Source organism: Flammeovirga pacifica (genome assembly GCF_000807855.2).
Classification (GTDB): Bacteria; Bacteroidota; Bacteroidia; order Cytophagales; family Flammeovirgaceae; genus Flammeovirga; species Flammeovirga pacifica.
In genome coordinates this window covers 817030-843956 of record NZ_JRYR02000001.1, presented here as the reverse complement: position 1 = coordinate 843956, position 26927 = coordinate 817030, and the positions used below count along the sequence as shown (strand labels likewise).

Genomic DNA, 26927 nt, shown 5'->3' with positions numbered 1-26927 from the left:
AAATTTATCTTTTTTATAGGCTATTTGATTAAAATCTTAAAAACAAGGTATTTATTTATGAATTTAAGGCTTCAAAATTTTCGGTTAATTTGATCGCCTGATCAATACAGTCTGGAACTGCAATTCCACCCGACCAATTAGTGGTGAAATGTAAACCTTCCAATCTTTCGCTTTTTATCGCCTCCCAAAGGTCTAAAATCTCTTTGGTGTATTGAGGAATAGCCTTGTCCCACTTAAATACTTTTTGATAAATAGGTGGATAACTAATATTTAAAGTGGTCTTAAGTTCTTTTGCTACGTTCTCTTTAATTATCTCTTCTGGTAATTCTGTTTTGTCTATATTTTGCATCCCTCCCACAAAAGTAGTAATCATCGATTCTTTAGCATTTGTTCTATTAGGGAATATACATGACGTCCAAATTGATCCTGAAGTAAAAGAGTTTTCTAATTTAGGATTTAAACCTCCAAAACCGACAGGAGCGTTTTTAACCGCTTCCTTAGAATATACACTATGTACAACACACATAGGTGGTGATGGAATTTGCTCTAATTGATGAGCTACATTAGGTGTAATTTTCTTTAAAATATTAATACTTGAAAACGCATCTGAAGCAATAATAACTTGATCAAATTCAAATTTCTCCTGACTATTTTCAATTATAAATTTATCCTTTTGCTTTTCGATACTTGCTACTTCAAAACCTGTTTTTACATTTAGTTGATTTATCAACTTTTGAACAAATGAAAAATTACCGTTTTTAAAGCTATAAGCAGTTCTTCTTTCAGTGGTAGAACCTGAATTTTTATTCTCCTTTTTTTTCTTAATCATCCCTTTGATGATCGAGCCATAATTTTTCTCAGCTTCATATAATGATGGAAAAGATGCTTTAATAGCCAATTTGCCAGGATCACCAGCGTAAATTCCTGAAACAAATGGGTCTAAAGCATAATCACAGATTTCTTGATTAAACCTTCTTAGAAAGAAATCATAAACTGTTTCCGTTTCTTCAACTGGAGTATTTTTCCTAAAATACTCTGTCATTATTTTCCACTTAGTTTTGCCAGAGAAAAATTTGTTGGTAAAAAAGTTTTGCGGCCCCGAAGGTAAAACATGGTACTTACCATTTTTAAGAATATATCTATCCTTATTTACTTCTTCGGCTTCGATTAATTGATCTTTAAAACCAACTTCTTCAATAAATTGAATATGCTTTGATGAAAACAATAATGAGTTTGGACCATTTTCAAAAATTCGTCCATCAATATGATCAGTGGAAATACAACCGCCAGCAATATCATTTTTTTCAAAAACTGTACAATCGTAACCCTTTTTATTTAGATAAAAAGCTGTGGTTAAACCAGAAATTCCTCCTCCAACAATACCGATCTTCATATAATATTAGGTGTCTTTGTTTGTCAGTAAAGCATGATTATTCATGCTTTAGATTAAGTAAAGATAAAAGTATCTACCTTCCTTTAAAATAGAATCAAAGTTAATAAATTAGGGTAAAATTTCTTAATATTCAATCACAAATATAAAAATACACAGCTTTATTAACTCAATTAATTAACCCTACTATAAATTGATAAAATCTTCCTCTTGAATTGTATTAAAACAAAAAAAGAAGCCACTAAAAAAAGTGGCTTCTCTTATAAATCTATAAATAGATTAATTATGCATTTACCTCAAGCAAACCGTTTGTTTTAGAAACGCCTTCTGCTGATGTATGTAATTTTGCTTTTTCGTCTTCTGAAAGCTCGATTTCAACGATTTTCTCGATACCGTTTTTACCAATAAGAACTGGTACACCGATACAAAGATCATTTAAACCATACTCTCCTTCAAGAAGTACTGAACATGGGAACATTTTCTTAGAATCTAAAGCAACAGCTTTAACTAATTCAGATACTGCTGCACCTGGAGCATACCAAGCAGAAGTTCCTAATAATTTAGTTAATGTAGCACCACCAACTTTAGTAGCTTCTACGATACCTGATTTTTGCTCTTCGTTTAAGAATTCAGAAACTGGTACTGAATTACGAGTAGCTTTTTCGATCAATGGCACCATACCTACGTCTGAGTGACCACCGATTACCATACCTGATACGTCAGATTGAGGACAATCTAAAGCTTCAGCTAAACGGTATTTGAAACGAGCACTATCCAAAGCACCACCCATACCGATGATTCTATTTTTTGGAAGACCTGTAGCTTTTGCTGCTAAATAAGTCATTGTATCCATTGGGTTAGAAACCACAATAAGAATTACATTTGGAGAATGCTTGATTAAGTTCTCAGCTACTGTCTTTACGATGTTTGCGTTAGTTGTAATCAACTCTTCACGAGTCATACCTGGCTTACGAGGAATACCAGATGTGATTACTGCTACGTCTGAACCTGCAGTTGCAGCATAGTCATTTGTAACACCAGTGATTGTAGAATCAAAACCATTCAAAGAAGCAGTTTGCATTAAGTCCATTGCTTTTCCTTCTGCGAATCCTTCTTTGATATCTACTAGTACGATTTCGTCTGCGAAATCTTTAATTGCGATATACTCTGCACAGCTTGCTCCTACTGCACCTGCACCTACTACTGTTACTTTCATGTGATTTATTATGCTAGTTTGTAAAACTTGTTTATAAAAAAAATTACACGCAAAAATGCACTAATTATTTAATATATATGAATGATAATAGAATTTGTTTAAAATGATTTTTGTCAGTTTTTAGATATTCAAATATTGGATTCCTTAAAAATAAGCTTGTATTTTGTGGTAAACTTAGATTAGACTGATGAAAATTCAAGATATATATTCGCTTTTTTTAAGTGCTAACGGGATTACAACCGACTCAAGAAACATCACTAAAAATGCATTATTTTTCGCCCTCAAAGGCGGGAATTTTGATGGCAATAAATACGCCAAAGGGGCTTTAGAAAAAGGGGCTTCTTATGCTATTGTAGATGACGAAAGTATTGCTACCTCACAACAATATATTTTGGTAGATGATGTTCTATCTACCCTACAGGAACTTGCTCAATATCACCGTCAACAGTTTGATATTCCTGTTATTGCCATTACAGGTTCTAACGGAAAAACAACGACAAAAGAGATACTTCTAAAGGTGTGTGAAACTACTTTCAAGACACATGCTACAAAGGGTAATTTCAATAATCATATAGGTGTACCTCTCACTCTCCTAGAAATGCCACAAGATACAGAAGTTGCCCTAATAGAAATGGGTGATAATCATGTTGGTGAAGTTGCAGAGTTGGTAAAAATCGCTTTACCAAATCATGGTTTTGTCACTAATATTGGTAAAGACCATATTGAAGGGTTTGGTAGTTTCGATCAGAACATCCGAGCAAAAAGTGAAATATTTGATTACCTCATCAAAAACGATGGCATCATTTATATCAATTCACAGGATGAATTATTGATGAATATGTCGAAAAGAATGAAAAGTCCTGTTTTTTATGGAGGAGAATACGACTTTTCAAATCTGATTTTCAAAGAAGTGAATCCTTTTATTGTATACGAGGATAGAAAAGAAACTACCGTTGAAACCAATCTGTTTGGAGCATACAACTTCGAAAATATTCAAACGGCCTTTTGTGTAGGTAAAAATCTAGGAATTGATGCTGATAAAATGAATGAAGCAATCTCTTCTTATGTTCCTTCAAATAATAGATCAGAGATTGTTAAGACGAAGAAAAACACATTAATATTAGATGCATATAATGCTAACCCTTCTTCTGTAGAAGTTGCTTTAGAAAATCTTAAATTAATTGATTCTGATAAAAAGAAATATGTTGTCTTAGGCGATATGTTTGAGTTAGGTGATATATCTTCTCAGGAACATAAAAACATTATTGATAAAGCAATTGAATTAGGTTTTGAGACAAGTCTGTTTATTGGAGAACGATTTGCTGAACATTCCTCTGAAAAAGCACAGTTTTTTAATCATAAAGATGATGCTATTCAGTACTTAAAAGATCATCCCATCAATAATGGTATTGTCTTAATTAAAGGTTCCAGATCAATGGGGCTTGAAGTTCTAAAAGATTATTTTGATTAAGATATAAACTAAGTTTGCTAATAGAAAAAAGACCAACATCAATTAAGATGTTGGTCTTTTTAATTTATATCAAATTGATATTATTTTCTTCTTTTTCCACCGCCTAAACGTGAACGCATCGAACCTTTCTTTTGTCCTTTTCCTTTTTTACCCATACCAGGCATTCCAGACATTTTGTTCACTTTCTTCATCATTTTACGCATCTCCTCAAATTGTTTGATCAGGTTGTTCACTTGTTGTACAGATGTACCTGAACCATTAGCCAAACGTTTCTTACGAGATTGATCCAATACATCTGGATTTAATCTTTCGTGAGGAGTCATAGAGTTGATGATTGCTTCTACTGGTTTGAAAGCATTAGAATCAATTTCTTGATCTTTTACCATCTTATTTAAACCAGGAACCATTCCGATCAAGTCCTTCAAATCACCCATCTTTTTGATGTGCTGAATTTGAGACAATAAATCGTTAAAGTCGAATTGGTTTTTACGAAGCTTTTTGTTCAAACGTTTTGCTTCCTCTTCGTCAAAAGCTTGTTGAGCTCTTTCTACTAGGGAGATAACGTCACCCATACCCAAAATTCTTTGGGCCATACGGTCAGGGTGGAACTCATCTAATGTATTATCTAATTTTTCACCAGTTGAGATGAACTTAATTGGTTTTTCAACTACTCTTCTAATTGAAAGAGCAGCACCACCTCTAGTATCACCATCTAACTTAGTAAGAACAACACCATCAAAATCAAGACGATCGTTAAATGCCTTCGCAGTATTAACAGCATCTTGACCAGTCATTGAATCTACTACGAATAAAGTTTCAGAAGGATTAATCGCCTTTTTAACAGCTTCAATCTCATTCATCATTTGCTCATCCACAGCTAAACGACCTGCAGTATCGACTACTACAATCGATTTACCATTCGTTTTTGCATGTTTAACTGCATTTTCAGCAATACTAACTGGGTTTTTGTTTTCACGTTCCGTGTAAACTTCCACACCAATTTGCTCACCAAGAGTCTCTAACTGATCGATAGCGGCAGGACGATAAACATCGGCAGCTACTAAAAGAACTTGTTGACCTTGTTTCTTTAAACGAGCACCTAATTTACCAGTAAAGGTAGTTTTACCTGAACCTTGTAAACCAGAGATAAGTACTGTTGCAGGAGATCCCTGAGGAGAGAATGGAGTCATCTCACCACCCATCAACTCAGTTAATTTATCACTAACAATTTTAGTAAATAATTGACCTGGTTTTACGTCAATAAGAATATTTTCACCTAAGGCTTGCTCACGAATTTCATTAGTAATTTCTTTCGCTACCTTAAAGTTAACATCTGCTTCAAGTAGTGCACGACGGATTTCTTTTACCGTTGATGCAACGTTGATTTCACTAATTGACCCTTCACCTTTCAGATTCTTTATCGCTCGGTCAATTCTGTTACTAAGATTATCAAACATATATTTTTATAAATATTGTATGTGCTTACAATTCTATTTTAGGTGGCAAAAATAAAGTTTCTAAGCGTCATATACAATTTAATTCAAGCTAATCTGACTATATCATCTTTATTTTTTCCAATCGTTAAAAACTATTTGTGCTATATTTTGAGGCTTCTTTTTAGAGAATTGCTTCAATTCGTCTTTCGATAAGTTTTGTAGTAAACTTGTTATTAGAGGATTAGCAGTATCAATATTTAAACTTAAAAGCTTTTCTTCTATGGATTGGAAGCCCATAGCATCTAAAAAAGAAACTATTTCAGAATGGTTAATAAATCTATGTTTCGGTATTTTATGATATTCTTCTTCATCATCAATAACTTCTGCTACGGCATAAAAGTCTGAATACTTATTTTTTAAGAGTAAGTAAAGACTGTTTTGATATTCAATTATATGATAATTATAACTATACCTTTCAGAGAAGTTAATTTCTGCTTTCACAGAGAAAAATGACTGAATAGATTGTTTCCAAAGTTCTTCTTCAATTTTATTATTATCAAATGAATCAAAGCCTGATATACCTTTTGATAGGACCATTTATAAATATTTTAAGGGGTGGTGATAGGATTACTGCCAAAAATAGGTAAGAAAATTATGAACTATGTAGAATCATTCTACCTTTGCAAAAAAATATATCAAATTTATCATGTTAAAGAGATTTATTGGTATTGGTGCTCTCATAGGATTAGGTTTAGGTGATATTATTTATAAAAATTATTCGGTTATACCTAGAGACCCACTAAATCATAAAACTACGATATTTATTGCATGTATGATTTGTATTTTTCTTGGAACACGTCTTTATGAATTTAGTAAAAATAAAGACGAGAAGTGGCTTCAGGCAAGTATGATTTTATTGTACATGATAGGAGGTTTGATTTTTATAGGAAGTATTGTTTTGACATCATTTATTTAGATGTAAAATTGATACAAGAATTTTAATATTTAACTCCAACAAAAATTAGTTGGACAATTCCTATAAACAAACACTAACGTTAACTAGTTTATGTATGTAGTTTCATCAAATTTTATAACTTTGTTGTAACACATATATACTTATTTGGATTAAGAGTCCTTACTCACTTATAACAATGTCAGAAAATTTTAAACTGAACTCTATCGAGGAAGCTATTGAAGCTATCAAAAACGGCGAAATTATAGTTGTTGTTGATGATGAAGATAGAGAAAATGAAGGTGATTTTGTTTGTGCTGCTGAGAAAGTAACACCTGAAATTATCAACTTCATGTCTAAAGAAGGTCGTGGTTTAATTTGCGCTCCTTTAATTGAGGACCAATGCGAAAATCTTGGGCTTGAATTAATGGTTGGTAAAAACACCGCTGCATTTGAAACTCCTTTTACAGTATCAATTGACTTAATTGGACACGGTTGTACTACAGGTATTTCTGCAAGTGATCGTTCTAAAACTATTCGTGCTTTAACAGACCCTTCTATAGATCCAAGTGAATTGGGTAAACCTGGTCACATCTTCCCTTTGAAAGCAAAGAGAGGTGGTGTTCTTAGAAGAGCTGGTCATACTGAAGCTGCAATTGATTTAGCTCGTTTAGCTGGGCTTCAACCTGCAGGTGTTTTGGTAGAAATCATTAATGATGATGGTACTATGGCACGTCTTCCTGATTTAGTGAAAGTGGCTAAGAAATTCGATTTAAAACTGATTAGTATTGAAGATCTTATTCAATACCGTTTAAAATTAGAAGACACTTTAGTAGAAGAAGAAATTGGCGTTGATATGCCAACAGAATTCGGACACTTTAATCTAAAAGCTTTTAGACAAACTAATACAGGTGAACTTCACTTAGCTTTAATTAAAGGTGATATCGATACTGATGATCCTGTTTGGTTAAGAGTACACTCATCTTGTGTTACTGGCGATATATTTGGCTCATGTAGATGTGATTGTGGACCACAATTACACGCTGCAATGGAAATGATCGAAAAAGAAGGTCGTGGGGTAATACTATATATGAATCAAGAAGGAAGAGGCATTGGTTTAATTAATAAACTAAAAGCTTATAAACTTCAAGAGGAAGGTATGGATACTGTAGAGGCGAATCAAGCATTAGGATTCAAATCAGACCAAAGAGATTATGGTGTTGGTGCTCAAATTTTAAGAAAATTAGGCATCACAAAAATGAAATTGATTTCAAACAATCCAAAGAAGAGAGCCGGTTTAATTGGCTACGGTCTTGAGATTGTAGAAAATATTCCAATTGAAATCTCTCCAAATAAATACAATCAAAAGTATTTAGAAACGAAGAGAGATAAACTTGGACATAATATTCTTAAGTAATTCAGAGAAAGGCTATTTCAAAGTTCATTGAAATAGCCTTTTTTCTTTGACCCATTTTCTGCTTCAACATAAATTATAGTTTCGAGTTAGAGAATTATTCTTACATGCATTTTTTTCAAAATTTTGAACTAAGAGACTACAATCAAAAAGTCTTTAAATTTAGCCAATTAGAAAAACAAACATTCCTATTGGTTTTCATCAATGATGTCGATACACTTAGAGATCAACAACATCTTCAAGCCCTAAAAGAAATCTACTCAAGTTTAATTGAACAAGAAGTTCAACTGCTATTAATTAGTTCATTATCTGAATTAAAAATCAGTGATAAACTAAAAAAGAAACGATTCCCCTATCCTATACTATCTGACCCAAAAAGGCGATTATCAAAATACCTAAAAATAGAAATACCACAGCTATCGTTGGTTCAACGAAGTACTGTGGTATATCAAAAATCATTTCAAGAAATCGATAGATTTACCTTTATGTCCTCTCCTGAAAAACATATTGAATTCATAGAAAATCTATTGAAATAGAATCCTTATTCAACAACTAAACTGCCTTCAGAAATTTGTTTTAATAATTGATCTAATTCCTCTAAGGAGTTTGTCAGATCACTATATTGATGAATTACCCAATATTTGGTTTGGAATTTATCTTTGATATAAGGTGTTTTTAATATTTCTAAAACATTAAAATCTGCTCTTTCAGGAACATCACTAAATAAACTATATTCTGACTCCCCTTTTGAAGAAAGAATACCTGCCCCATAAATTCTAAGGCCTTCTTTTGTCTGAATCAAACCAAATTCTACCGTATACCAGTATAATCTAGAAATGAGTTCTATGATATGCTCATTTTCTATGTATTTTAAAGCAATAACACTCATTTTTTCTAGATAAGCACAGAAGTCTTTATTCGTTAATAGAGGTACGTGTCCAAAAATGTCATGAAACATATCAGGCTCCTCTAAATAATCGAGTTCTTTCAGCTTTCTAAACCATGACGAAGAAGGAAATTTCTTCGCTTTTAGAAGCTCGAAAAATTCTTTGTTTGGAATTAACCCAGTTACAGGAGTAATCCCCCATCCTGTTTGATTTCCAAGAATACGATCTAATTCATTGAAGTTTGGAATTTTCGTAGCTGTAAATTCAATTGTTTTAACTCCATGTAGGAATTCATTCTCGGCCAAATTAGGTAGCATTTTCATCTGCCTCTCAAATAGAATACTCCATACTGAGAGGTCATCTTGAGTATATTTATTATACTCCTGACTATTTACAAAAAACATGTTATATGTGTTGAATTGGTAAAAATATAGTTAGTAAAAAAGGATTGGAACCAAGTCCCAATCCTTCAATATGTAAAAAAACATGTGATTTATCAATTAAATCCCTTTTATTTTCACACTATTTTCAGTTAATAATTCACGAGATTTAGTTTTCACATAATCCATTTGTGTTTCATCAAATTGAAAATCGTCAATTAAATTATCAATAAAAATATCAAAGGAAATTACCTCTATAGGTATTTGTCCAGATTTTATTGACCTCTTTAATTTCTTTACTTCTCTCTCAATTAATTGATTAATTTTTTCTTCTTTTCTAATCATTTGTCACTAATCTTGGACCAAGAATTCGGTTCACATCACTTTCATCCAATATTTCTTTTTCTAATAGAATACCTGCTAATTTTTCAAGATCATCATTTCTTTCTCTTAAAAAATCTTTGGTTTCTTCATAACATCTAGCGATGATGGCCAATGATTCTTGGTCAATTTGTTTTTCTAAATCTTCAGACCTTCTAACACTTTGTCCACCATTTCCTAAGAAACTACTTTGTCCTTCTTTCTGCAAAGATAAATTAGGAAAGTGATCACTCATACCATAAACTGTTAACATTGATCTCACGATAGATGCTACTTTTTCTAAATCATTGGATGCTCCTGTAGAAACTACGCCAAATTTAATTTCTTCTGCCGCTCGTCCTCCAAGTAGTCCCTTAATTTTTCCAATCAATTCTTCTTTACTCATTAAGAAGCGGTCTTCAGTTGGAGCCTGAAGAACATATCCTAAAGCACCCGATCCTCTTGGTACGATAGATACTTTTCGCACTGGATCTGCTCCTTTAGTAAAGTGACCCACAATAGCATGACCTGCTTCATGGTATGCCACAGTTCTTTTTTCGTTTTTATTAATAACAGCATTCTTTTTCTCTAATCCTGCTACCACTCTTTCAAAAGCATCAAAGAAATTTTGATGTTGTACTTCTGTATTTCCTTCTCTTGCTGCTAATAATGCAGCTTCATTACAAAGGTTAGCTAGATCTGCTCCTACAAAACCAGCAGTTTGTGCTGCTATCTCATCTAAATTCACATCCTCTCCTAATTTAATTTTTTGAGAATGCACTTTTAATATCATCAAACGACCATTTAAATCTGGACGATCTACTTGAACTTGTCTATCAAATCTTCCTGGTCTTAAGAGAGCTTTATCTAAAATTTCAGGTCTGTTGGTTGCTCCAAGTACAATAACAGTTTGATCAGCAGCAAAACCATCCATTTCAACTAACAATTGATTTAAGGTATTCTCCCTCTCATCGTTTCCAGACATGCCATTAGAAGATCTACTTTTACCAATAGCATCTAGTTCATCAATAAAAATAATACAAGGCGACTTTTCTTTGGCTTGCGTAAATAGATCTCTAACTCTAGCTGCCCCTACACCAACAAACATCTCTACAAAATCAGAACCTGAAAGAGCAAAGAACTGAACACCTGCCTCTCCAGCTACTGCTTTTGCTAAAAGAGTTTTACCTGTACCCGGAGGGCCTACTAGTAAAATACCTTTAGGGATTTTCGCTCCTAGATCTGTATATTTTTCAGAATTTTTTAAGAAATCAACCACCTCAGTTAATTCTTGTTTCGCTTCATCACAACCAGCTACATCATCAAAATTGTGAAGATGTTCAGCATCGGCTGCGTATATTTTTGCTTTACTCTTTCCAACATTAAGGTAGTTATTTCCACCTCCTCCCATTCCGCCGCCTTTAGACATTCTTTTCATAAAGAATCCCCAAATAAAGATGAGTATTAAAAAAGGTATTAACCAATTAGAGAAAAAGTTACCTAACCAATCATTTTCAATTACACCTTTATAATCAATGCCTTTGTCTTGAAGATCACCAATAAGATTTTGATCTTCTAACTTGATCACATAAAATTGTCTTGCTAGTTCTTCCTTACGCTTTTCATAGCTTAGCCTCATACTCCAAGGTGTTGATTTACCTTCAGGGCTTACTTTCCATAATTCGCTTTTATTTTCTAGTCTTGATTTAGTGGTATCAGACTCTGTAAGTTGAGGCGTTTCTTTTTCAACAGACAATGAATCATCTGTCTTAATCATTTTACCATATATTTTATCATCAGAAATGACAATGTGTTCGATCTTGCCTTCAGTCAAATTCTCTCTGAATTGATTGTAAGACATTTCCTTTACATTTGGCCCTGAAAAAAATAGAGTCTCTAAAAATAGCATTCCTCCAAGAATACTTAAAAAATACCATATGGAGAATTTGGTTGTGTTTTTCATTAAACGGATGAGTTATAGTTGATACAATCGGCACATAGTGAAATGTAGTCGTCTGTTATGATTTGTGAGACATTTATCAAATTTGAATCCCGACATCTACTTTATTATGGGAAATTAAATAGAAATTTTGAAAATAAAAAAGCCTGACGCCATGAGCGACAGGTTTTCTACTAGTGTCAAATTAATTATCTTTAAAACGTATCTCTACGTTGTATATATCTTTTGATTTTTTATATCTTTCGTAATGCAAAAATATTAAAAGTTTATATCAAACCAATATTTTTTTGCAAAGAACAATCATATTAAAATGATTTTTAAGTTTTATGAATGAATTAACTCCATTTGCATTTTCTTTCAGAACATACAATGAGAAAAGAAAAAGAAATTTCTTAATACCCAAGCTTGGTAATGTGAATGAACAAGGGATTACGTTAAACAATGAGTTAATCACATATCATGATATTTTACGCATAAATTACTATAAGGGTTATCTTGTAATCACATTTGTTAATTACCCTTTAGTAGGTAAAACCACATCTGAATGGATAATACAGAAAAATAACTGTTTGGTTATCTCTTCTGATATGATTAAAGATATAAAGTTAGCATTTGATATTTTCCAAACAAGAAATGCAAAGAAAAAAAGAATTTGTGGGCATTGTGACAACCCTATTGATTGGGATAATCAATTAGAAACTCAATATCAATATTGTGAAGAATGTAATTCTATAAGCGACAAACATGGTTTACTAATTTCTAATGGAGAAGAATTTGATATTTGTCCAGAAACTGGATACTATGATCGTTTACGAAAACGAAAACAATATCAATATTACTATTGGAAAAAGAAATTCTATTGGAAAACGACCTCTTCTTATGGTGGTGATAATTTAGGCATCGAATTTTTCCACAAGAATTTCTTAAAAAACTTCATGTTTTTTATTGGAGTTCCCGGAACGTTTATGGAATGGTATAAAGCGAATGAAGGACATCATCCTGATTTCACCGAACTTGCTGAAGCTAATTTTTCGAGCAGATGTGGAGAAATTAAAGAAGCAGCTGATTTATATACTAAAATGCAGATGCGACTACCCTATTTCCCTGCATTGCATTATAATTTAGCTATCACTTATTTACATGCCAATAATCTAAATCTTGCGAAAAGGTATTTTCAAAAATCTTTAGAGGGCTGTAGTAATTATTACCCAACAATTAAAATATTGAAATACTTAGCTGAAAAAGAAAAGCTAAACCCAGAGTTACTACAGACATTTAATACTACATCTCAGAATACCTCAACTGGAGAATCAGGAAACCATGAAGAACAATTTACTGATGAAGATGATCCGTATGATGATGAATAAAAAAAGAGATGCTTTCACATCTCTTTTTCCTATTCTACATATTTCTTTTGGTTGATCTTTTCCTCTAAATGATCGGAAACTTCACCACCAATTTCTTTTGCTTTTTTCCATTGATCTACAGCTTCATCCACCTTTCCTAGTTTGTAAAGAACATCTCCATAATGTTCTATTACAGTGGCTGACTGAGAAATATCTGCAGCCTTTTTAAGATGTATTGCTGATTTTTCGTAATCGCCCTTGACAAAAAGTACCCATCCGTAAGTATCTAGGAAGGTATCATTTTCAGGTTCGGCTAAAATCGTTTGATGAGACATTTCTTCTGCTTTTTCTAGCTTCTCCTTTCTTAAGGATAAGAAATATGCATAATTATTAAGAACGTAGACATTTACTGGATCTACTTTCAATACCTCATCATATTTATTAAATGCTTTTTGAACTTCATCCAATTTATAATAAGCGTCTCCAAGTTGAGCATTAAAATCTGTTTTTAAGCTCGGATCAACCACTACAGTTAAACCTTGGTTAAACATAACAACAGCTTCTTCATAATCTTCTTTACTTATTTTAGCTGTACCACTATATAAATATAAAATTGGCTGATTAGGGAAATATTCAATGGCTAAATCTGAATGTACTTCTACTGAATCAAATTGCTGTAATTCCCAATCAATTGAAATCACCTGTTTCCATAACTTAAAATTATTCGGATTTTTTTTAAGTGATTTCAAATAGAATGTTCTTGCAGGATCGTATTGTTTCTGAGAGACTAAGAAATCAGCATTTAATGATAGAATTCTATCATCATTAGGATGTGACTCCAAAGCAATATTGATTAACTCTTCCGCTTCCTGACGTTTTTTATCATTGTAAGTAAACTGAAGATAACCATTCAATATATTATAAGATTCATCTGTTAAAGTATCATCACAACTGAATGCTACTTTTAATTCCTCATAATATTTTTCTGACTCCCCTCTATTTCTATAAATATTCGCTAATAAAAAGTGAACTGTCCCCTCGTTAGGATGGTTCTTTAATATTGGCTCTAAAATTTCTACAGCTTCATCTGTTTTATTATTTCCAAGAAGAAGACGCACTTGAGAGTATTTAAATTCTAACTCATCAGGGTAAGCATTAATAAGTTTTTCACCTTCGTTTAAAGCAGCATCAAGATCTCCTAAACGAATATAAATTCTTTGCTTTTGTCTAACGATGACATCATTAATACCATATTTCTCTTCACCAATATCAAAATATTCAATGGCACTTCTTGGGGCTCCCATTTGAAGGTACAACATTGCAATTTGAAAATATGCTTCTTCATCGTCTCCTGTTACTTCAATTTGCTTCTCCAAAACACCAAGTGCATCTTTGTAAAGAGAAAGCATCTCAAAGTTTTGAGCCACTAATTTATAGTAGTATTTATTATCAGGATCTAATTCTAAAGCTCTTTTAGCATACTGATTGGACTTTTGATAAATCTGAAGTTTATTATAAGCTAAAGCTGTTTGGTATTTAATACCATCATCTTTAGGATTAAGCTTATTACATTTATCAAGAAGTTCAATAGCTTGATTGTATTCCTCTAATAAGTATTCGTTTACTGCATAAACAAATAACTCTTCAGCTTTTCTTAAATCTTTTTTAGAGGGCTCTTCAATAGAAACCACCATGGTATCTTTAGCCTTCTTTTTTCTTTTCTTTTTCTTCTTTTGTGCAAAAGCTACATCACACGATAATAATCCAAGAAGAAACACAACAATAAATGTATATAAGCTAAAAGAGTATTTTTTCATATTTCTTGATATCCCAAAAAATCTAGTATCCGTTATCACCTGAAAATACAGGTGGATGTCAAATTATACCTTACTAATATAAGAGTATATCAATAAAGATAATTTAAATCTTACTTAAATCTACAAAATTACTAAATGAAAAAAACAGCGTATGTTAATTTATACGCTGTTTTAGTATATAATAAGATAAATATTATTCTTTTACTGATGTAAAATCACCAATACTTAAATCTTTTGATCGCCCTCTGTAGACAACATGGTTACCTACCACAGAGTTTTCTATATTAACTTTTCTAATATCTGAGTATTCTTGAACAATCGAATTTTGCACAACAGAATTCTCAATAATAGTGTCAGACCCTACAGATACATAAGGACCAACTACTGCATTTTTAATCTTAACGTTTGCTCCTACATAAACAGGGCTGATTAAAACTACATTATCCATTTCTGCAGAATCATGTACTAATTCTTGATCTTCGATATAGGTAAGATATCTCTGATTAGTATTTACAATGGCATCTTTATTACCACAGTCTAACCATTCTTCTACCGTACCTGGCTTTAATCTAGCTCCTTTTGCTTTCAAATTCTCTAAAGCTCCAGTTAACTGATATTCGCCATCGTTCATGATTTTGTTATCTACTAAATATTGAAGTTCAGCTTTTAAGCGCTCCCCTTCTTTAAAATAATAAATACCAATAATCGCTTGATCTGAAACAAACTCTTGAGGTTTTTCTACAAAGTCTGTAATAAACCCATCGTTATTAAGTTTTACGACACCAAAAGCAGAAGGGTCTTCTACCTTTTGTGTATAAATAATACCGTCTTCAAACTTATCAATAGAGAAATCTGCTTTAAATAAGGTATCTGCAAAAGCAACGATAATGTTACCGTCCATACTATCTCCTGCACAAAGAATGGCATGTGCCGTTCCTAGTGGTTCATCTTGATAATAAATAGTACCTTTCGCTCCTAATGACTCAGCAATACCAATTAATTCTTTTTCAACAATTTCACCAAAATCACCAATAACGAAAGCAATTTCATCTAATTTTTCATCAGACATTGCTGCTAAATCTTCTACTAATCTGTGAACGATTGGCTTACCAGCAATTTTTACTAATGGTTTTGGAGTTGTAAGAGTATGAGGACGTAGTCTTGAACCACGACCTGCCATTGGTACAATAATTTTCATATTATTAAATATTTTTTTGTTATTTTTTTCCAGTACTTCCATATCCGCCAGCACCTCTATCAGTATCTGACAATTCATCTACTGCTTCCCACTCAACTTGTTCGTGTTTAGCCACTACCATCTGAGCAACTCTTTCTCCATCTTTAATTTCAAAAGGTTCGTTAGATAGGTTTACTAAAAGTACTTTTACTTCACCTCTATAATCAGCATCAATAGTACCAGGGGAATTTAAAACAGTTAAACCATATTTGAATGCCAAACCGCTTCTTGGTCGTACTTGAGCCTCATATCCAACGGGCAATTCAATAAAAAGACCTGTTGGAATTAATTTTCTTTCTAGAGGATTAAGGATGATCGATTCATTTAATACAGCACGTAAATCCAAACCAGCTGAAGCAACTGTTTGGTATTCTGGCAATGAATGATGCCCTTTATTTATTACTTTAATTTTCATGTTAATAACTACTTCTTTCGATTACCTAGAATCTTAATAAAAAAATTTCTTTCAATGATTACAATAATTAGTGAAAATACGATAAACAATACATTTTGAGTAATCAATTGCGGCCAAAAATCTTGTTTTGGCAGTTGGAAGAACAAAACTAAAAATGCACCACCCAATATCAAATAAAAAGAGATCATTTTTACATTATATGGGATGGGATAGTACTTATTTCCTAATAGATAGGCCAAAAGCATCATTGTAAAGTAACAAATGAATGTAGCAACGGCACTTCCATAAAATCCTAATAGTGGTATCAATAAAAAGTTTAATGAAAGTGTGATTGCCGCACCTACAAAACTAATCATTGCACCATAATTTGTATTATCCGTCACTTTAAACCAAACTGACAGGTTATAATACATTCCTAAAAATATATTTGCCATAAGTAATATTGGTACTACTGGCAATCCAATTAAATATTCTTTGTTTCTAATAAATATCGAAGCTAACCAATTTAAGTTGGCTGTAACACCTACTACCATAAGCATTAATACTATGACAAAGTAATACATCACTTTGGCAAAAACTCTAGGAGATTCTTTGGATTCAGCTTGATTAAAAAAAAACGGTTCTGCAGCGTATTTATATGCCTGCACTGTAAATGTGACAAATATTGATAATTTATAACACGCAGAATAAACACCTAATGCGTATTCAGCATTACCATATGAATAAAAGTCATCAGGTAATAATATTGGAATCAATATTCTATCAAAAACCTCATTTACTGCAAAGGCTAATCCTGAAAAAAGTAAAGGAAAACCATATTTGTAATAAGGTTTCATCGCTTTCCAAGACCATTGTAATTTTACTTTGAGTAACTTATCCGATAGTAAAACTAAAATAATCGATTTTGATATTAGGTTAGCAACAAATGAATATCCTAGACCAAAACTTGGGTCATAGAATTTTGTAAGAAAACTCCCCGCTTCAGCTGTTTGGTATAAATCGTGAAAGGTAACAAGGAATAAATAATTTAATCCTACTGTTAAAAACACCTCAATGATTTTTAAGGCGGCAAATCTTTTTGCTTTCCCTTCTACTCTAAGACTTGCAAAAGGAATGGCAAGAATTGCATCCACTGCAAAAAGAGTAGCAAATATCTTAACAAATGATGAGGAGTTTTCGTAATTTAGATACTCTGAAATGTAAGGTGTACTTGCCCATAAAATCCCAGAGAAAATTAATGAAGTGATGATTACAGATGATAAAATCTGAGAGAATACCTTTTCTTTTTTGTCTTTATGTTTCGTGGCAAACCTAAAGTAAGTAGTTTCCATACCATAAGTATAGACTACGTTAAACACTACAGCATAAGAATAAAATAAAGATAAGATACCAAAATCTTCTACATCAAAAACTTTAGTATGAATAGGAACTAACAAATAATTAATCAACCTCATTAAGATTGTTGTTAGTCCATAAATAATAGTATCAGATAATAATTTTTTAAACATTATATGAATAGAAAAACCTCTTTGCACTTTAAATGAAGTACAAAGAGGTCTAAATCAATTTATAAATAATTATTTACCTTGGAAATCAGGCTTTCTTTTTTCTAAAAATGCAGAAGTTCCTTCTGTAAAGTCTTCTGTTTTAATTGCACTTGCAAAAGCATTGGCTTCTGATTGATACCCTGCTGTATTAGTATATGAGGCATTTACACAATCAATAGCATGTGAGATAGCAATTGGTGCTTTAGCTAAAATCTTATTTGCTAAAGATTTAGCTTTATCCATTAACTCTGCTTGTGGAACTACGTGATTAACCAAACCTACTTCATGACCTCTTTGCGCAGAAATCATTTCACCAGTAAAGATCATTTCATTAGCAATTCCCTTACCTACTATCTGTGGTAAACGTTGTGTTCCCCCGTAACCAGGAATAATTCCTAGAGAAACCTCAGGTAAACCAAATTTAGCATTATCAGAAGCTACTCGTATATGACAAGCCATAGCAAGTTCACAACCTCCACCGAGGGCAAAACCATTAACAGCTGCAATGACAGGTTTAGGACAAGATTCGATACCATTAAAGATCTCTTGACCTTCTTCAGAGAATTTCCTAGCATTTAGTTCATTTAAATCTTTAAATTCAGATATATCTGCACCTGCTACGAAAGCTTTTTCTCCTTTTCCAGTAATGATTACCGCTCTAATGTCTTCATCGTCATAGGCCATTTCAAAAGCACTCTTCAACTCTTCTAATGTTGTTCCATTAAGTGCGTTAAGCTTACTTTCTCTGTTGATTGTGACAACAAGCAAACCTTCATTTTTTTCTAAAAGAAGATTTTTATAATCCATATGGTTGTAATTTCAGTTTTTGTTAGCGTTTGAGGAAATATTTCAGATTTGAAATCTTATTCAAACTCTATTCATCTCTAAATGTATAAACTTATTTACATTTTTGATAAATACGATCGTCAAATTTATAGTTTTTTTCTTTAATGCTATTCAAATATTGACAAAATGTTGATTTATGTCCTACTAATTTTAGTTGATCATAGGTCTTTGAAAAGAAATTATCACTATCACTCCCTAAAGAATTTAATATTTTATCAGACGATTTTTGATCATGAAGTATAATTGAGTTGGCAAATACCAATGAATTATTTTGATATTTTCGTTCATCATAATAGATCGCCATATTGAAAGCCGATTTCGCTTTTTCAAATTCTTTGTTTAAAAACCAAGCTTCTCCCAAATTAAAACGATACAACGAATTAGTAGAAGACATAGAAACTGCTTTACTAAAATATTTTGATGCCTCTACTAAGGATTTATTTTTCATTGATATCATCCCAAGATTATTATAGGCTTCATGCCTATTTTCGTTAATTTCTATTGCCATCAAAGAATAATGAAAAGCTGAATCTAACTGATCTATCTTGTAATAAGTATATCCCAAATTGGTATATAAAACATCATTCTGTGTGGAGAATGATTTCAATTTATGTAAATCTTTTAAAGCATTATCATAAGCATCCTGATCTTGATACAGTGTTGCTCTATTCATTAATAAATCGTGATTAGAAGGATCACATTCCAAACCAAGATTAAGGTAATTGATGGCCTCCGTTGAGTTATTCTTATCATAATATAAATTAGCTAAATTATGATAAGCATCAATAAAACAAGAATCGTATATCAATGCATTTTTATAGGCGTCTTCTGCTTTTTGAAGATTTTCTGTAGCGTAATAAGCTACTCCTAAATTATTCCATGCATCTGAAAAAGTACTATCATGAGACAAGCACATTTCAAGTTGTGTTATAGCAGTTTTATACTCTTTTTGTTTGAGAGCATCTCTTCCTTTAATAAATGCTGTATTTCTTTTGTTTTCTTGAATACAAGAAGATAGAGTCAATAAAAATAATGTGTAAAGTAGGTATCTCATATGGTAATAAAAAAACCGACAAAAATTTGTCGGTTGTAAATATATCTAGTTTAATGCTTTTATGGAAACACGTCTGTTTTTTGTCCTTCCTTTTTCTGTATCATTTGTATCAATTGGTCTTTCAGAACCCCATCCTACAGTTTCTAATCTACTTGGATCAATTCCTTGTCTTACCAATTGTTTTTTCACTGATATAGCTCTATTAAGTGAAAGTTTCTTGTTTGCTGACACACTACCTACATTATCGGTATGTCCTTCAATACTAAGTCTTAATTTAGGAGCATATCGCTTTAATAACTTGGCTAATTCGTCTACCGTCTGCTGAGAAGCTTTTGATAATGTTGCAGAACCCGTTGAAAACTGAAAATACAAATCTATTGTACCTTTTGATTTCAATAATTCTAGCATCTCTTGTGCTGTTTCTGCCTCTTGAATTTTATCTTGCCCGATTATCGTTACAGTATAAGACTCTCCTCCTTGGTGAGTTTCTATAACACACCAAAACTTTTTGGAGTTAGATTTTATCTGAAAAGAACCAAAATTATCTCCTTTATATAAAGGTTTTCCTCTTAGTGATCTTACTTTATCAAAATATGTTTGAAGTATTTGTTGGTTATTAGGGTGTTTTGAGTTGGATTGATATTTAAAAGTAGCAAAAGTTTTATCACCACTAAGAGGTATGATATCTACATCACTCATTGGAAACTCAATTTCGTCTGGTTTCTCTTCACTGTAGACCATTTCATATCCTCCCAATTTCAAAATCATAGGATTAGATTCTACCCCTTGAGAAAATGCTGATAGAGTAAGTAATAAAAAATATATGCTTAGTAAATTCTTTTTCTGCATTAGAATATCTTTTTATTTGGATTTCTAATCTTATAGCAAAATACGTGCAATTTACATTAAATAGATCCACAAGAAGTAAAACAATAAAAAAAGCCATTCAATATGAACGGCTTGTATTATGAAAATATTTATTTTCTAGTTTAATGAAAATGTCGGTACAGTTGGAGAAGCCATCTCAGCGATACTTAGCTCCATAATTTTCATATCAACAAAATCATATAATTTGAACGCTGCAAGAATATTATCAACCTCTTCTTCAGATGTAGCATCTATAGTTATCCAAGCTCTTTGAGCATTATCTGACAACATAAAAGATGATATAATCCCCTCATTCATCATCTCACCTATCTCTTGATATTGTGATGGTAATAAATCAATTAATTCTTGATCTAAAACTTCAGGTAAAATGATTTCAACAATAAACTTCATATTTTTTTATTAGTGATAAAGAACAAGATTATCTAAAAAAAATAACGTTTCCAATTTTTTTTAGTTTACTTCGATGATAGTTATTAAAATTTTTTTTTGATAATAAGGTAAAAACACCTTTATGGTGAGCTATTTTTAAGTTAATCAACCTATTTTGAAATTACCATTTTTTTTAATTGTTCTCCTTATTTTCTTTTGTGATGTACATTCACAAACGTTAGATCAAACCTATCCAAAAGATGATGTAGAAACCTACTTAAAAATATTATTATCTCCACAAGCTGATGTGAAAATTCCTAGCACCTCAAAAAATTCAGTTTTCGAGAATAATTTATTAATAATTAAAGGTCTCACAGAAATTAAAGAAGGGAACTTTTGGAGAGCATATTGGGATTTAAAAAAGAGTTATCAATCTTCGGTAAAAAACCTAAAGAAAGACAGTACAGATGTTGTCTCTAAACTAAATGCATGTATTATTTCGATTGCCATTAAAGAAGTTCCCAATGAATATCATTGGCTAAGAAATTTCCTTGGGTTTAACCCCTTGTCTATAGAACTTCAGTATCAATATTTGAATGAAGCTAAAAACCACAATTCTGAAATTATAAGTTCTCAAGCTCACATTACTGAATTACTAATGACGTCTTTTCTACTCAAAGACAGAGATTTGACTTATGTATTAGCAGAAGGAGTGAAAAAAAAGTTCCCCAATAATGAATATGTAAAAGTGGCTTTAAGTTGGGTTTATATCAAAATGCATTACCCGCAATTGTCCCTTCAAGAGTTGAAATCTATTTCAGAAAAAATTGAATGGTTTGGCTATTACAATTACCTTTTAGGTAGTGCCTATTTCTATGTTGAAAACTATGAAAATGCTACAATTTATTTTAATAGATATCTCAAAGAATACCACACAGATTACGTCAAAGATATTTATTACAAAAAACTGATGATTAGCTGGTTACAATACAATAAACCTATCGAGGGAAACCCTTATTTAGATAGTGTTATTCAACTAGGTGGAGAATATATGAATTTGGATCGTTATGCTCTAAAATTTGTACAGGAAGAAACGGCCCCTAATCGATCAATTAGCTATGCTAGAATGTTATTTGATGGAGGAAACTATGAGAAGTCAATTAAGGTTTTAAACGCTATTAAAATTGATACGCTTAACGAAGATGATAAATTAGAATATTATTATCGTTTAGGGCGATCAAATCAAGAGTCAAAAAATAGAAATTTAGCAATAAAGTGTTATCTTGAGGTGCTAAAATTTGCTGGTGAAAAACCTAAAGTTTATTACCCGGCTAATGCAGCTTTAAATTTAGGAAAACTTTATCAAGAGCTAAATGATAAGCAAAATGCAATATTATTTTATCAAAAAGCTTTAAACTACCCTAAACATCCTTACAAAAATAGTATAGATGCAGAAGCTAAAAGAAGATTAAACACATTGAATGCGAGTAAGTAACAGTATCAACTCTTGTTCTAGTTGTTTATAAGCATAAAAAAAGCTAGTTTCGCAGATATTTTTTAATGAAGATATGGAAGAAAAAAAAGACAATTATTCAGCCGGTAATATCCAGATCTTAGAAGGTTTGGAAGCTGTTCGTAAAAGACCAGCCATGTATATTGGAGACATTGGTATTAAGGGTTTACACCACCTTATATGGGAGGTTGTAGATAACTCTATTGATGAAGCCATGGCTGGCTATTGTACAGATATTTATGTTACTGTAAACGAAGATAACTCTATTACAGTATCAGACAACGGTCGTGGTATCCCTACTGATTTACACCCTAAAGAGAAAAAATCTGCTTTAGAGGTTGTTATGACTGTACTTCACGCTGGTGGTAAATTTGATAAGGACACATATAAAGTATCTGGTGGTCTTCATGGTGTAGGTGTATCATGTGTAAATGCACTTTCTAAAGACCTTAAAGTTACAGTACATCGTGCTGGCAAGATATTTCAACAAGAATATAAAACAGGTATTCCTCAATATGATGTAAAACAAACTGGTGAGACAGATATAACAGGTACTACTGTTCAATTCTGGCCTGACTTAAGCATTTTTACAGTTGGTGTTTACAATTATGATACAGTTGCTACTCGTTTAAGAGAATTGGCTTACCTAAATGCAGGTATCCGTATTCATCTTAAAGATTTACGTCACAAAGACGAAGAGGGACAAGTTGTACAAGAGGTATTTTTCTCTGAGGGTGGTTTGAGCGAATATGTAATGTATTTAGATAGTACGAGACAAACGCTTCTTGCTGATCCTATCTTCATGGAAGGTGAAAAGTCAAATATCCAAGTACAAGTGGCAATGACTTACAATACTTCATATTCTGAAAATGTTTACTCTTATGTGAACAATATTAATACATATGAAGGAGGTACTCACGTTGCAGGTTTTAGAAGATCTTTAACTAGAACTTTAAAATCATATGCTGATAATACAGGTCTTTTAGATAAAGTAAAAGTAGATATCTCTGGTGATGACTTTAGAGAAGGTCTTACTGCTATTATCTCTGTGAAAGTTCCTGAACCACAATTTGAAGGTCAGACAAAAACAAAATTAGGTAACTCTGAAGTGGCTGGTGCTGTAGACTCTGCAGTAACTGAAACTCTTAAGACATTCTTAGAGGAACACCCAAGAGAAGCTAAAAATATTGTACAAAAAGTAATTACAGCTGCACAAGCTCGTCATGCTGCTAGAAAAGCAAGAGAGATGGTGCAACGTAAAAACGTTCTTACAGGAACTGGTTTACCTGGTAAACTTTCTGATTGTACTGAAAAAGATCCTGCAGCATGTGAATTATATCTAGTGGAGGGCGACTCCGCAGGTGGTTCTGCTAAGCAAGGTCGTGATCGTTTTTTCCAAGCAATTTTACCATTAAAAGGTAAAATTTTGAATGTTGAAAAAGCGCAAGAGCACAAGATCTACGACAACGAAGAAATCAAAAATATCATTACTGCACTTGGTGTTCGTTTTGGTACTGAAAATGATGAGAAAGAGTTAAATCTTGAAAAACTTCGTTATCACAAAATTATCATCATGACCGATGCCGATGTCGATGGTTCTCATATTAGAACTCTAATTTTGACATTGTTCTTCAGATACATGAAACCATTGATCGAACAAGGTTACCTTTATATTGCTCAACCTCCATTCTACTTAGTGAAGAAAGGTAAGCAAGAAAAGTACTGTTGGTCAGAAGAAGATCGTATCCGTGCTATCCAAGAATTTGGTGGCGATGAAGGAAAAGTTAACGTTCAACGTTATAAGGGTCTTGGTGAAATGAACCCAGAGCAGTTATGGCACACAACTATGGATCCTGAATTCCGTAGTATGAATAGAGTAGATATTGAATCTGCTGCCGAAGCTGATCACCTATTCTCTATGTTGATGGGTGATGAAGTTGCTCCAAGAAGAGACTTTATCGAAAAGAACGCACGCTACGCTAAAGTAGACGTTTAATTCGAAAACATACATTATATTTAGGGCAACGAATAATTTATTCGTTGCCTTTTTTACTAGAATTACATTAATATGAGTCAACATAAAGGTTGGAAAAAAGTGAAATACGAACTCATCTATTGGGGAGTGATCTTTTTTCTAAAAGTGGCCAATTTAATTCCAAGAAAACTTTTGATGTGGGAATTCTCTGTCCTAGGAAGTATAGCCTATCGTGTTATGCCCGGAACAAGAGATCTATCTATCAAACATCTTAAATATGCTTATGGTGATGAAATCACAGATCAAGAAGCTAAATCGATTACCAAAAGAGTATTTAAAAATTTAGGAAGAAACTTTACAGATATCATAAGGTATCCTTCTATGAATAATGTAGAGGATATTAAAGAAATTATGGATATCGAAGGGGAAGAACATTTAAAAAATGCTTTAGATAAAGGAAAAGGCGTTGTCTTTTTAACTTGTCATAGAGGAGCTTTTGATATGGTAGGTTATTATATCAATCTAAATGATTACCCTTGTATTGCTATTGGAGCAAAACTTCATGATGACAAATTGAATGAACTAGTAGTAAACAATAGAAGAAGTAATAGAAACGGTAGAGCCGATTTTGTTGAAAGAACGGATCCTAGAGGAAGTATTAAAATGTTTAAGATGTTGAAAGATGGCGGTATGGCTTTTCTTTTGATTGATCAAGACACTAATAAAGTACAGAATACATTTGTCGACTTCTTTGGCAAACCTGCTGCCACTCCTATTGGTGCTGCAATGCTAGCATTAAAAGCGGATGCCGCTGTTATTCCAGCAGCTGTAAAAATGCAAGAGAATGGCAAACATGTTCTTGAGATACGTGAGGAAATTCCTTTGGTTAGAACTGGAGATAATCAGAAAGATATACAGGTAAATACTCAAAATATGTCTTTGGCTTTAGAACAATTCATAAGAGAAGCACCCGATCAATGGGTTTGGTTTCATGAAAGATGGAAGACAAAACCTGAAAATGATGTAAGTAATAGCTAAACTCGTTAGCTTTTAATCATAAATAACTGTTGATAGATCTTTAAAGTATTTATCAGCAGTTTTTTTATATAGTAAGAATTGAGGCAAAACTGAAAGAAATCTAAATCACAAACCCCTATTATATCAATATATTTATATTTACTCTAAAATTACTAAAAGTAATATCATCTATAAATAATCTAATTTTCAAGGAACTCAAAACACAAAATAAAGTACACTCAATATCCAAATGCATGTAATAGTTTTCTGTTTTTAGAAGAAACGATTTTTTTCTTGATTATGTTCTCCATATAAAAACCACCTACTTTTAAAATGAGACCTAATTTGAAAAACTATTGCAGCTATTTGCTTACTACAATTTGCCTAATAATTAGTAGTAACATTAATGCCCAAGACACACAATTCTCGCAATACTACGCAACACCATTGTACCTAAACCCTGCACTTACAGGTAGTACCGGCGAAACGAGAGCCATTGTCAATTACAGAAATCAATGGGTTGGACTTCCCGCTGGGATTCAATCTTTTATTGCCTCTTTTGATCATAATTTCAAATACAAACGATTTTCTTTAGGGGCTATCATCAAAAATGATAATTATGGTGTAAACGAGGGAACACCCTTAAAACACTCTTCTTTTACAGCATCGGGTTCATATACGATCCCTATTAATAAATACATGGGATTGAACATTGGACTACAAGTTGGGTACGGCCAAAATAACTTAGATGTCTCAGCGCTAGTCTTTAATGATCAGTTAGATTCGTTTGGTTTTACTGGAGGAGCTTCTAACGAAACATTTATTCAATCTCAAAAAGGATACGCTGATGTAAATTCGGGAGTCATGTTATATGGAGAGAAATACTGGGTTGGTATTGGTTATTATCACATGAACAGACCAAACATTTCATTTATTGGTGAACGTAGTTTCTTACCTTCAAGATTAACGATAGAAGGTGGCTACATGATACCATTAGAATATAAAGGACATCGTACCCATATCCCCAATTATAAAAAGAAGTCTATCACTCTTGCTATGCATTATCAATCACAAGGTAAAAGTGATCAGTTAAGCCTTGGTGCTTACTTCCATTACCAACCATTACTCCTAGGAGTATGGTATAGAGGTCTACCATTTATTAAATCAGCAGAAAAGGATAATGCTGTCAATCATGATGCGATTGTACTTCTCACAGGTATCAAAATGGGAAACTTAAACTTTGGATATAGCTATGATATAACCATGTCAGACTTACCACAACAACATGCTAATTCTCATGAAATAAGTCTTCAATATACTTTTAATTTGTACAAGGACTATCGAAAAAAACCAAAACGTAAACCTATGGATTTACCTTGTCCATCCCCTATTCTATAAGAATAGTGCAATTTATATATTTTCTTTCTTTACATTTCT

Annotated in this window: 24 protein-coding genes; 9 read left to right on the top strand and 15 right to left on the bottom strand. The window is 32.4% G+C overall.

The window, feature by feature from the left end; genetic code table 11:
- Positions 1-55 precede the first annotated feature (55 nt).
- Both hemG and NH26_RS03385 read right to left on the bottom strand, forming a co-directional pair.
- Positions 56-1393 carry a protoporphyrinogen oxidase gene (gene hemG, locus NH26_RS03390; protein ID WP_044225395.1) on the bottom strand — a complete coding sequence of 446 codons (1338 nt, stop codon included), beginning with the start codon at positions 1391-1393 and terminating at the stop codon, positions 56-58.
- Between the two features lie 280 nt (positions 1394-1673).
- Positions 1674-2606 carry a malate dehydrogenase gene (locus NH26_RS03385; protein ID WP_044225399.1) on the bottom strand — a complete coding sequence of 311 codons (933 nt, stop codon included), beginning with the start codon at positions 2604-2606 and terminating at the stop codon, positions 1674-1676.
- A 187-nt stretch (positions 2607-2793) separates the two neighbouring features.
- On the opposite strand from NH26_RS03385, the gene NH26_RS03380 reads away from it, so the two are divergent.
- Positions 2794-4077 carry a UDP-N-acetylmuramoyl-tripeptide--D-alanyl-D-alanine ligase gene (locus tag NH26_RS03380; RefSeq protein WP_044225402.1) on the top strand — a complete coding sequence of 428 codons (1284 nt, stop codon included), beginning with the start codon at positions 2794-2796 and terminating at the stop codon, positions 4075-4077.
- An 80-nt stretch (positions 4078-4157) separates the two neighbouring features.
- Here the strand turns inward: NH26_RS03380 and ffh are convergent, their stop codons facing one another.
- Complete coding sequence (gene ffh / locus NH26_RS03375) at positions 4158-5534, bottom strand: signal recognition particle protein (protein ID WP_044225405.1); 1377 nt, start codon at positions 5532-5534, stop codon at positions 4158-4160.
- 108 nt (positions 5535-5642) lie between these two features.
- A complete protein-coding gene (locus NH26_RS03370) occupies positions 5643-6110 on the bottom strand; it encodes a hypothetical protein (RefSeq protein ID WP_044225408.1) in 468 nt (155 codons plus the stop codon).
- Positions 6111-6219: 109 nt separating this feature from the next.
- Between NH26_RS03370 and NH26_RS03365 the strand changes: the two genes are divergently transcribed.
- The 3 genes from NH26_RS03365 to NH26_RS03355 all read left to right on the top strand — a co-directional run bounded on the left by NH26_RS03365 (position 6220) and on the right by NH26_RS03355 (position 8415).
- The gene (locus NH26_RS03365; RefSeq protein WP_044225412.1) at positions 6220-6489 is read left to right on the top strand and encodes a hypothetical protein; all 270 of its coding nucleotides are present in this window, start codon (positions 6220-6222) and stop codon (positions 6487-6489) included.
- 175 nt (positions 6490-6664) lie between these two features.
- On the top strand, positions 6665-7882 hold the full coding sequence (locus tag NH26_RS03360; RefSeq protein ID WP_044225415.1) for a bifunctional 3,4-dihydroxy-2-butanone-4-phosphate synthase/GTP cyclohydrolase II: 1218 nt from the start codon (positions 6665-6667) through the stop codon (positions 7880-7882).
- Between the two features lie 104 nt (positions 7883-7986).
- Complete coding sequence (locus tag NH26_RS03355; RefSeq protein WP_044225418.1) at positions 7987-8415, top strand: TlpA family protein disulfide reductase; 429 nt, start codon at positions 7987-7989, stop codon at positions 8413-8415.
- Positions 8416-8420: 5 nt separating this feature from the next.
- Here NH26_RS03355 and NH26_RS03350 read toward each other — a convergent pair whose 3' ends face one another.
- The 3 genes from NH26_RS03350 to ftsH form a co-directional block, all read right to left on the bottom strand.
- Positions 8421-9170 carry a phenylalanine 4-monooxygenase gene (locus NH26_RS03350; protein ID WP_044225422.1) on the bottom strand — a complete coding sequence of 250 codons (750 nt, stop codon included), beginning with the start codon at positions 9168-9170 and terminating at the stop codon, positions 8421-8423.
- A 96-nt stretch (positions 9171-9266) separates the two neighbouring features.
- Complete coding sequence (locus tag NH26_RS03345; protein ID WP_044225424.1) at positions 9267-9491, bottom strand: hypothetical protein; 225 nt, start codon at positions 9489-9491, stop codon at positions 9267-9269.
- Positions 9484-11469 (bottom strand): ATP-dependent zinc metalloprotease FtsH, encoded by a 1986-nt coding sequence (gene ftsH / locus NH26_RS03340; RefSeq protein WP_044225426.1) that lies wholly within the window; start codon positions 11467-11469, stop codon positions 9484-9486. Before ftsH ends, NH26_RS03345 begins: the two co-directional genes overlap by 8 nt.
- 323 nt (positions 11470-11792) lie before the next feature.
- Here ftsH and NH26_RS03335 point away from each other — a divergent pair, with 323 nt between their 5' ends.
- Positions 11793-12833, top strand: coding sequence for a tetratricopeptide repeat protein (locus NH26_RS03335; protein ID WP_044225429.1), 1041 nt, complete (start codon positions 11793-11795; stop codon positions 12831-12833).
- Between the two features lie 29 nt (positions 12834-12862).
- Here the strand turns inward: NH26_RS03335 and NH26_RS03330 are convergent, their stop codons facing one another.
- The 8 genes from NH26_RS03330 to NH26_RS03295 all read right to left on the bottom strand — a co-directional run bounded on the left by NH26_RS03330 (position 12863) and on the right by NH26_RS03295 (position 21006).
- Positions 12863-14629 carry a tetratricopeptide repeat protein gene (locus tag NH26_RS03330; protein WP_044225432.1) on the bottom strand — a complete coding sequence of 589 codons (1767 nt, stop codon included), beginning with the start codon at positions 14627-14629 and terminating at the stop codon, positions 12863-12865.
- Between the two features lie 193 nt (positions 14630-14822).
- The gene (locus NH26_RS03325) at positions 14823-15827 is read right to left on the bottom strand and encodes a sugar phosphate nucleotidyltransferase (protein WP_044225536.1); all 1005 of its coding nucleotides are present in this window, start codon (positions 15825-15827) and stop codon (positions 14823-14825) included.
- A gap of 19 nt (positions 15828-15846) precedes the next feature.
- Positions 15847-16281, bottom strand: coding sequence for a dUTP diphosphatase (gene dut, locus NH26_RS03320; RefSeq protein WP_044225435.1), 435 nt, complete (start codon positions 16279-16281; stop codon positions 15847-15849).
- Positions 16282-16289: 8 nt separating this feature from the next.
- Positions 16290-17789 carry a lipopolysaccharide biosynthesis protein gene (locus NH26_RS03315; RefSeq protein ID WP_044225438.1) on the bottom strand — a complete coding sequence of 500 codons (1500 nt, stop codon included), beginning with the start codon at positions 17787-17789 and terminating at the stop codon, positions 16290-16292.
- Positions 17790-17858: 69 nt separating this feature from the next.
- Positions 17859-18635, bottom strand: coding sequence for an enoyl-CoA hydratase-related protein (locus NH26_RS03310; protein WP_044225441.1), 777 nt, complete (start codon positions 18633-18635; stop codon positions 17859-17861).
- A gap of 91 nt (positions 18636-18726) precedes the next feature.
- Positions 18727-19728, bottom strand: a complete 1002-nt coding sequence (locus tag NH26_RS03305) for a tetratricopeptide repeat protein (RefSeq protein ID WP_044225444.1) — start codon at positions 19726-19728, stop codon at positions 18727-18729.
- Between the two features lie 45 nt (positions 19729-19773).
- Positions 19774-20577, bottom strand: coding sequence for an OmpA family protein (locus NH26_RS03300; RefSeq protein ID WP_052432103.1), 804 nt, complete (start codon positions 20575-20577; stop codon positions 19774-19776).
- Between the two features lie 135 nt (positions 20578-20712).
- Positions 20713-21006: a hypothetical protein gene (locus tag NH26_RS03295; protein ID WP_044225447.1), complete on the bottom strand. Its 294-nt coding sequence runs from the start codon at positions 21004-21006 to the stop codon at positions 20713-20715.
- A 154-nt stretch (positions 21007-21160) separates the two neighbouring features.
- On the opposite strand from NH26_RS03295, the gene NH26_RS03290 reads away from it, so the two are divergent.
- The 4 genes from NH26_RS03290 (at position 21161) to NH26_RS03275 (ending at position 26888) form a co-directional block, all read left to right on the top strand.
- Positions 21161-22480 carry a tetratricopeptide repeat protein gene (locus NH26_RS03290; RefSeq protein WP_044225449.1) on the top strand — a complete coding sequence of 440 codons (1320 nt, stop codon included), beginning with the start codon at positions 21161-21163 and terminating at the stop codon, positions 22478-22480.
- 73 nt (positions 22481-22553) lie between these two features.
- Positions 22554-24494: a DNA topoisomerase (ATP-hydrolyzing) subunit B gene (gyrB, locus tag NH26_RS03285; RefSeq protein WP_044225452.1), complete on the top strand. Its 1941-nt coding sequence runs from the start codon at positions 22554-22556 to the stop codon at positions 24492-24494.
- A gap of 72 nt (positions 24495-24566) precedes the next feature.
- Positions 24567-25511 carry a lysophospholipid acyltransferase family protein gene (locus tag NH26_RS03280; RefSeq protein ID WP_044225454.1) on the top strand — a complete coding sequence of 315 codons (945 nt, stop codon included), beginning with the start codon at positions 24567-24569 and terminating at the stop codon, positions 25509-25511.
- Positions 25512-25823: 312 nt separating this feature from the next.
- Positions 25824-26888: a PorP/SprF family type IX secretion system membrane protein gene (locus tag NH26_RS03275; protein WP_084812048.1), complete on the top strand. Its 1065-nt coding sequence runs from the start codon at positions 25824-25826 to the stop codon at positions 26886-26888.
- The last annotated feature ends 39 nt before the right edge of the window (positions 26889-26927 follow it).

Excerpts from the sequence above, each read along its gene's own strand:
- NH26_RS03280 (WP_044225454.1), top strand. The coding sequence starts at position 24,567 with ATGAGTCAACATAAAGGTTGGAAAAAAGTGAAATACGAACTCATCTAT.
- NH26_RS03295 (WP_044225447.1), bottom strand. The coding sequence starts at position 21,006 with ATGAAGTTTATTGTTGAAATCATTTTACCTGAAGTTTTAGATCAAGAA.
- ftsH (WP_044225426.1), bottom strand. The coding sequence starts at position 11,469 with ATGAAAAACACAACCAAATTCTCCATATGGTATTTTTTAAGTATTCTT.
- NH26_RS03315 (WP_044225438.1), bottom strand. The coding sequence starts at position 17,789 with ATGTTTAAAAAATTATTATCTGATACTATTATTTATGGACTAACAACA.
- NH26_RS03330 (WP_044225432.1), bottom strand. The coding sequence starts at position 14,629 with ATGAAAAAATACTCTTTTAGCTTATATACATTTATTGTTGTGTTTCTT.
- NH26_RS03305 (WP_044225444.1), bottom strand. The coding sequence starts at position 19,728 with ATGAGATACCTACTTTACACATTATTTTTATTGACTCTATCTTCTTGT.
- NH26_RS03310 (WP_044225441.1), bottom strand. The coding sequence starts at position 18,635 with ATGGATTATAAAAATCTTCTTTTAGAAAAAAATGAAGGTTTGCTTGTT.
- gyrB (WP_044225452.1), top strand. The coding sequence starts at position 22,554 with ATGGAAGAAAAAAAAGACAATTATTCAGCCGGTAATATCCAGATCTTA.
- NH26_RS03300 (WP_052432103.1), bottom strand. The coding sequence starts at position 20,577 with ATGCAGAAAAAGAATTTACTAAGCATATATTTTTTATTACTTACTCTA.
- ffh (WP_044225405.1), bottom strand. The coding sequence starts at position 5,534 with ATGTTTGATAATCTTAGTAACAGAATTGACCGAGCGATAAAGAATCTG.
- NH26_RS03325 (WP_044225536.1), bottom strand. The coding sequence starts at position 15,827 with ATGAAAATTATTGTACCAATGGCAGGTCGTGGTTCAAGACTACGTCCT.
- NH26_RS03345 (WP_044225424.1), bottom strand. The coding sequence starts at position 9,491 with ATGATTAGAAAAGAAGAAAAAATTAATCAATTAATTGAGAGAGAAGTA.
- NH26_RS03355 (WP_044225418.1), top strand. The coding sequence starts at position 7,987 with ATGCATTTTTTTCAAAATTTTGAACTAAGAGACTACAATCAAAAAGTC.
- dut (WP_044225435.1), bottom strand. The coding sequence starts at position 16,281 with ATGAAAATTAAAGTAATAAATAAAGGGCATCATTCATTGCCAGAATAC.
- NH26_RS03275 (WP_084812048.1), top strand. The coding sequence starts at position 25,824 with ATGAGACCTAATTTGAAAAACTATTGCAGCTATTTGCTTACTACAATT.
- NH26_RS03370 (WP_044225408.1), bottom strand. The coding sequence starts at position 6,110 with ATGGTCCTATCAAAAGGTATATCAGGCTTTGATTCATTTGATAATAAT.
- NH26_RS03360 (WP_044225415.1), top strand. The coding sequence starts at position 6,665 with ATGTCAGAAAATTTTAAACTGAACTCTATCGAGGAAGCTATTGAAGCT.
- NH26_RS03385 (WP_044225399.1), bottom strand. The coding sequence starts at position 2,606 with ATGAAAGTAACAGTAGTAGGTGCAGGTGCAGTAGGAGCAAGCTGTGCA.
- NH26_RS03365 (WP_044225412.1), top strand. The coding sequence starts at position 6,220 with ATGTTAAAGAGATTTATTGGTATTGGTGCTCTCATAGGATTAGGTTTA.
- NH26_RS03350 (WP_044225422.1), bottom strand. The coding sequence starts at position 9,170 with ATGTTTTTTGTAAATAGTCAGGAGTATAATAAATATACTCAAGATGAC.
- NH26_RS03380 (WP_044225402.1), top strand. The coding sequence starts at position 2,794 with ATGAAAATTCAAGATATATATTCGCTTTTTTTAAGTGCTAACGGGATT.
- NH26_RS03335 (WP_044225429.1), top strand. The coding sequence starts at position 11,793 with ATGAATGAATTAACTCCATTTGCATTTTCTTTCAGAACATACAATGAG.
- hemG (WP_044225395.1), bottom strand. The coding sequence starts at position 1,393 with ATGAAGATCGGTATTGTTGGAGGAGGAATTTCTGGTTTAACCACAGCT.